Below are 6,301 nucleotides of genomic sequence, written 5' to 3' on the forward strand. Positions count from 1 at the left end.
GCTGATCTACCTCTTGGTATTCTCAACCTAAGATGGGTAAATCAACGGACTGCTATGTCTTACGAAATGCTTACCAGCCCGGTCGAATTGACCGATGATCAGCTTGACTTCGTTGCGGCTGGCGCACGGAATAGGGCGCGCGACTCACTAGTCAACGCTCAAGTCAACGTTGAGGATGTCAACGCCGTCGTAGCGGCTAACGTTTTGGCCGAGAATATCGAACAAAAATTCAGCGACGCTTAAGCCTTCCGCTCATCCCTTCCCGGTCCTCTATGCCGGGAAGGGATGTAGCCCAAATATGCGTGCAGAGTGCAGCTGTTGGTTCAACTTAAAAAGAGCTTCTTAAAAAGAGCTTCAACGTTGAAGGTGCAGAGTGACGCGCCATCCCTCTCTGTTTCGACAGGAAGCGGTCGAGTTCCAGCAGCATCACCGGCAATGGGGCGAGGTCGTTCTGCTACAGCCCCTACCGGTCACCGTAATGGCGTGGTTCGTTACCGTCGCCATCCTTCTGATCCTCATCTTCCTTTCTATAGCGCAGTATGCCCGCAAGGAAACGGTCGTGGGATATCTCACGCCGACGACCGGCACTGCAAAAATCTACGTACCCCGGCAAGGCACCATCCGCACAGTTCATGTCCACGAGGGCCAACAGGTTCAAGCAGGCCAGCCGCTACTGACAATCGCCACCGACCAGATCGCGGCTGACGGTAAAGATGTTGACGCCGCCATTTTGGATACCCTGGCACACCAGAGGGACCTGCTTGCCCGGCAGATCTCCGCCCAGGAGGATCGGACGGCTTCGGAACGCAATCGCCTTGCAGCCTTGATCCAAGGTCTAGAAGCGGAGAGCTCCCATCTGGAAGAACAGATCGCGATCCAGAAGGACCGAGTCGGGATCTCCCAGGATCTCCTCAATGCCGCCGCCAAGCTCAACGCGCGCCGTAACATGTCGGAAAGTGAATATCGGGAGCGCCAGGAAAGTAATTTGCAACACAAGCAGGCCCTGAGCGTCCTTGGCCAGCAATTGGCCGAACACAGGAACCGGCTCACCGAGACACGATATGCGCTCGAGCAACTGCCGACCGTCATGGCGGAGAGGATTCAAGAACTTCGCAACGATCTGGCGGAAGCCGAGCAGCGCATCGCCGAGATCAATGGGCGTCGCGCTTACGTCCTGCGGGCGCCTAGTGCCGGCCGGGTCGCCACACTTCAAGCCACTATCGGCCGCTCGGCGGACCCGAAGCATCTGCAGCTAGAGATCGTCCCATCAGACAGCGTCCTGGAGGCGGAGCTTTTCGTTCCCACCAGGGCCATCGGCTTCGTCCGTCCCGAGCAGGAGGTTCGGATACTCTACGACGCTTTCCCATACCAGAGCTTCGGCACGTATCACGGGCGGGTCATCCGGGTCTCGCAGACGATCCTTAAGGGCACCGATCTTTCGGCGCCAGTGGCGCTGAGCGAGCCTGCCTACAAGGTGACAGTCGCGCTCGACAGGCCGGACATCGATGCCTACGGCCAAAAGATACCCTTGCAGGCGGATATGCTTCTGCGCGCTGACATCATCCTTGGCCGCCGCACGCTGCTGAGCTGGCTGATCAGTCCGTTGCTCAGCGCCAGGATGTGACTGTGTTGCGCAGCCTTCTGAACGTAGGGGGTCGTCAACGTCTTCCAGTGATCCAGCAGACCGAGGCGGCGGAATGCGGACTGGCGTGTCTAGCGATGATCGCCTCCTACCACGGGCACCGCATCGACCTGAACACTTTGCGCCGCCGCTATCCGGTTTCCCTGAAGGGTGCAACGCTGCGCGCCCTCATCCAGGTCGCGAACCATCTGCACTTGGCCGGCCGTCCGTTGCGTTTCGAGTTGAGCCATTTGCGGCAGCTCCGACTGCCGGCAATCGTGCACTGGGATATGAGCCACTTCGTAGTCCTGAAAGCGGTCACCGTTGGCGGGATTGTCGTGCACGACCCAGCACTGGGAGAAAAGCGCTACTCGATCGATGAGGCATCCAAGCATCTGACCGGCGTTGCCCTCGAACTCACGCCTTCGGCGGAGTTCTCTGCCAAGAACGAGACGGCGAGGTTGCCGCTTTGGAGCTTCTGGGGAGGCATCCAGGGAGCCGGGCATGCGCTGGCGCAAGTCTTCGCGCTGTCCATCGTCCTTGAAATCCTCGTCATCGCCGCGCCGTTCTATATGCAGCTCGTCATCGACGAGGTCGTCGCTAAGGGCGACGTCGATCTCCTGGTCGTTCTGGCACTCGGTTTCGGGCTGCTGACGGCGATCACCGTTACTTCGAGCACGCTGCGTTCGCTGATCCTGCTGATCCTGCAGAACACGCTGCACCTGCAACTGGCCTCTCGCCTGTTCCACCACCTTATCCGCCTGCCTCTGACCTATTTCGAGAAGCGCCACATAGGCGATATCCTGTCGCGCTTCACCTCCATCGAGCCGATCCGCCGCTTGCTCGCCGAGGGGCTGATCACGGCGGTGATCGACGGCCTGATGGCCGTCGCGACGCTGGTGATGATCTTCATATACAGCCCGCCGATCGGTTTCGTCGTCGTCGGGGCGGTGGTGCTCTACGCAATCCTGCGGCTCGCCCTTTTCCAGGAGCTTCGCCGCCGCAGCGAAGACGTTATCCAGGCGCGGGCGCACGAGAATTCGACTTTTATCGAAACCATGCGGGCGATCCAAAGCGTCAAGCTGTTCAATCGCGAGGACGAGCGCGAAGGCCAGTGGATGAACCGGTATGCCGATTTCGTCAACGCCAACGTCCGGATGGGCCGCGTCGCAATCACTTTCAAGACGCTGAACGACGCGGTTTTCGGCGTGGAGAACGTGCTGACGATCTACCTTGCGGCCCGGCTGGCGCTCTCTGGCGATCTGACGGTCGGGATGATCTTCGCGCTGGTGAGCTACAAGCGGAACTTCACCGAGAAGGCTGCCCTGCTGATCGAGAAAGTCATTGAGTTTCGCGTCCTCGACCTGCACCTCGAGCGTCTTGGCGATATCGCGCTGACGCCGCTCGAGCCGGGGCACGATCGCCTTCTCAGCTATGCGCGTCCGATGGAAGGCAGGATCGAACTTCGGAACCTGTGCTTCCGCTATGCCGAGACGGAACCGTTCGTCCTCGAGAACGTCAACCTTGTCGTCGAGGCTGGGCAGTTCGTCACGATCATGGGGCCATCGGGCGGCGGCAAGACGACCCTCGTCAAGATCATGCTCGGACTGATCGAGCCGACCGCCGGCGAAATCCTGATCGATGGCATTCCCATGGCGACGATTGGGGCGCGGCCCTACCGCGAGCACGTGGCGGCGGTGATGCAGGAGGACCAGCTGCTGTCAGGATCGATCGCCGACAACATCTGCTTCTTCGATAGCGCCTTCGATCAGGACCGGATGGTCGAATGCGCGCGGCTGGCCGGGGTCCATGACGAGATCATGGCGATGCCCATGACCTACAACAGCCTGATCGGCGACATGGGAAGTTCGCTTTCGGGCGGCCAGAAGCAGCGCGTCCTGCTGGCGAGGGCCTTATACCGGCAGCCCAAGATCCTGTTCCTGGACGAAGGTACGGCGCATCTCGACGTCGAGAACGAGAAGCTTATCAACGCGAGCCTCAGGCAGCTGCGCATGACGCGCATCAGCGTGGCTCACCGGCCGGAGATCATGAGCGGTGCTGACAAGATACTGCGGATCGGGGCAGGGCGACGATGAACATGGCACAATCCTGCATGCTCACAATCGGCCACACTCACGACACTCAAAGGAGCTGGGCCGTCATGGTTGACACTATTGGCAAGATCGAGACCGGCGGCAATGGCCCCGACAGCCTCGAAGGTACCGACGGAAACGCCACGCTGAGTGGCCTTGGCGGCACGCCGTGCTGCTAGGCTTCGGAGGCGATGTGGGGAACCCGCCGGCCGGCCGATTGGAACGATCCCGTCGAGCAGGTCGTGGCATCCGGCGGGCGAGGGAGATGATCGCGAGTTTCCCGATCATTACCCCGCGTCGTTGGTGAAGACGTTGGCGGTCAGGTGGTCTTCGACCGCCTTCACTCCGGCGACGGATTCGGCGGCCACGGTCAGGGCGCGGCGCTGTTCGTCGTCCCTGACGCTGCCCCAGAGCTGGACGGTGCCGCCGGTGACGACGATGTTGATGCGGTCGTGGTCGAGCCAGGACTGGGTGCGCAGCAGGTCGGTCAGCGCGGTGCGGATCTGATCGTCGCCGGGGGAGCCGGCGGCGGGCTTGGCGCGGTCGGCCAGCAGGCCCTGGACGAGGTTGGCGCGGCTGACGATGCCGACCAGCCGGCCGCCGTCCACGATGGGGACGCGCTTGATGCCGTGGCGCTCCATCAGTTCGGCGATCTCGCGCAGGGATGCTTCCGGGTAGGAGGCGATGACGTCGTGGCTCATGACGTCGCCGACGCGGCTGGCGTGGGACTTGATGAAGCTGCCGGCGTCGCCGCTCTGGCCCAGCAGCATTTCCAGCCAGTGCGGGCGGCGGCGTTCGGTGTCCGTTTCGACCCGGCGCAGCAGGTCGCCCTCGCTGATGATGCCGGCGATCTGCCCGGTTGAGTCGACGACGGGGACGCCGCTGATGCGTTTCTCCAGCAGCAGCGCTGCCACCTCCGCGACCGAGGCGTCCGGGGTGACCGTGACGACCGGGGAACTCATGATGTCCTTGGCTTGCATCGCTATTCTCCGATTCAGGGTCGATCGTGAACTTTTAGTCGAGGAAGGCGCAGGTGCGCTGGATGTACTGGTTGAGGGCGAAGTGGTGCTTGAGGATCAGGCTTTCCGCCTGCGCGCCGTCGCGGGCGGTGAGGGCCGCGACGACCGCGGTCCGCGTCTCGACCGCCTGGGCGGCCTGGGTTTCGTCCGCCTGTTCGATGCGGTGGATCGCCCGCATGTGGAGGGCGAGGTTGCGGGTCAGGCTGCCGATCAGCGCGCAGCGGGACAACTCGGCGAGCGACTGGTGCAGACCGGCCGCGCTGTCCGGCGTATGGGCGAGCGAGGGCGGAAAGCCCTGGGCAAGCTGGAGCAGGTCGCTCTCCTCCGCCAGGGTGGCGGCCAGCCTTGCCGCCATCCCTTCCAGCGCCGCCCAGACCAGGATCATGTCCGCTATCTGCGTCCGGCTCTTGCGGGCGACGACCACGCCGTGCCGGGGCACGGTGCGGACGAAGCCTTCATGTTCCAGCAGGATCAGGGCTTCGCGGACCGGCGTCCGGCTGATGCCGAGCATCTGGCAGACCTCGCGGTCGTCGATGCGGATCTCTCCCCGCTGGCCGTAGATGTCCATCTCCATGATCGAGCCCTTGAGGGCTCGATACGCCTGCATCTTGAAGCTCAGCTGGGCAGGTTCCAGGGGTGTCGGTTCTACGGCTATCGGTTCTACGGCTATCGGTTCTACGGCTATCGGTTCTACGGTTGTCGGTTCCAGGGAAACCATTCACGGGTCCCCCTTACTTCAGCGAGACGGCGGCCTTGCTCCCGGAGCGCGGCCACAGGCGGCCGATCGCCAGCGAGATGACCGGCCAGAACAGCATCGCCAGGGCCAGCGTCACGATGGTCCCAACCAGCGGGTTCGACCAGAAGATGCTGAGGTCGCCCTGCGACAGCAGCATGGCCTGACGGAACGAGCTTTCCGCCATGTCGCCCAGGACGAGGGCCAGCACGAGCGGGGCCAGCGGGTATGAGAGCTTCTTGAAGATGTAGCCCAGCACGCCGAACACCAGCATCACGGCGATGTCGAGGAAGGCGTTGTGGACGGTGTAGGCGCCGACGGCGCAGATCACGATGATGACCGGGGCGATGATGCTGAACGGGATGCGGAGGATCGAGGCGAACAGCGGCACCGTCGTCAGCACGACGATCAGCCCCACGACGTTGCCCAGATACATGCTGGCGATCAGGCCCCAGACGAACTCCTTCTGTTCGATGAACAGCAGGGGGCCGGGCTGGAGACCCCAGATCAGCAAGCCGCCGAGCAGCACGGCGGCGGTCGGCGATCCGGGGATGCCGAGCGTGAGCATGGGCAGCAGGGCGCTGGTGCCGGCGGCATGGGCGGCGGTTTCGGGGGCGACCACGCCTTCCATCTCGCCGGTGCCGAACTTGGAGCCATTGCGCGAGAAGCGCTTGGCGAGACCATAGCTCATGAAGGAGGCGGGTGTCGCGCCGCCGGGAGTGATGCCCATCCAGCAGCCGACGATCGAGCCGCGGATGGCGGTCGCCCAGTATTTGGGAAGCTGCTTCCAGGTCTTGAGCACGACCGCCGCGTTGATCTTGGCCGACTTGCCCTT

At 62.9% G+C, this 6,301-nt stretch carries 6 protein-coding genes; 3 read left to right on the forward strand and 3 right to left on the reverse strand.

Translation table 11 applies throughout. The features are described from left to right. The 3 genes from AC5JJ6_RS36355 to AC5JJ6_RS36365 all read left to right on the forward strand — a co-directional run. Positions 1-243, forward strand: a 243-nt coding sequence (locus AC5JJ6_RS36355; RefSeq protein ID WP_496046706.1) for a hypothetical protein, incomplete at its 5' end; no start/stop codon positions are given. 130 nt (positions 244-373) lie between these two features. After that, on the forward strand, positions 374-1,624 hold the full coding sequence (locus AC5JJ6_RS36360; protein WP_496046707.1) for a beta-barrel domain-containing protein: 1,251 nt from the start codon (positions 374-376) through the stop codon (positions 1,622-1,624). A gap of 5 nt (positions 1,625-1,629) precedes the next feature. Further along, on the forward strand, positions 1,630-3,717 hold the full coding sequence (locus AC5JJ6_RS36365; RefSeq protein ID WP_496046708.1) for a peptidase domain-containing ABC transporter: 2,088 nt from the start codon (positions 1,630-1,632) through the stop codon (positions 3,715-3,717). Positions 3,718-4,001: 284 nt separating this feature from the next. Here AC5JJ6_RS36365 and AC5JJ6_RS36370 read toward each other — a convergent pair whose 3' ends face one another. The 3 genes from AC5JJ6_RS36370 to AC5JJ6_RS36380 all read right to left on the reverse strand — a co-directional run. Beyond that, complete coding sequence (locus tag AC5JJ6_RS36370; RefSeq protein ID WP_496046709.1) at positions 4,002-4,694, reverse strand: CBS domain-containing protein; 693 nt, start codon at positions 4,692-4,694, stop codon at positions 4,002-4,004. A gap of 34 nt (positions 4,695-4,728) precedes the next feature. Next, positions 4,729-5,340, reverse strand: a complete 612-nt coding sequence (locus tag AC5JJ6_RS36375) for a GntR family transcriptional regulator (RefSeq protein WP_496046710.1) — start codon at positions 5,338-5,340, stop codon at positions 4,729-4,731. Between the two features lie 124 nt (positions 5,341-5,464). After that, positions 5,465-6,301, reverse strand: an 837-nt coding sequence (locus tag AC5JJ6_RS36380; protein ID WP_496046711.1) for a tripartite tricarboxylate transporter permease, incomplete at its 5' end; no start/stop codon positions are given.

The organism is Skermanella sp. (genome assembly GCF_059503625.1).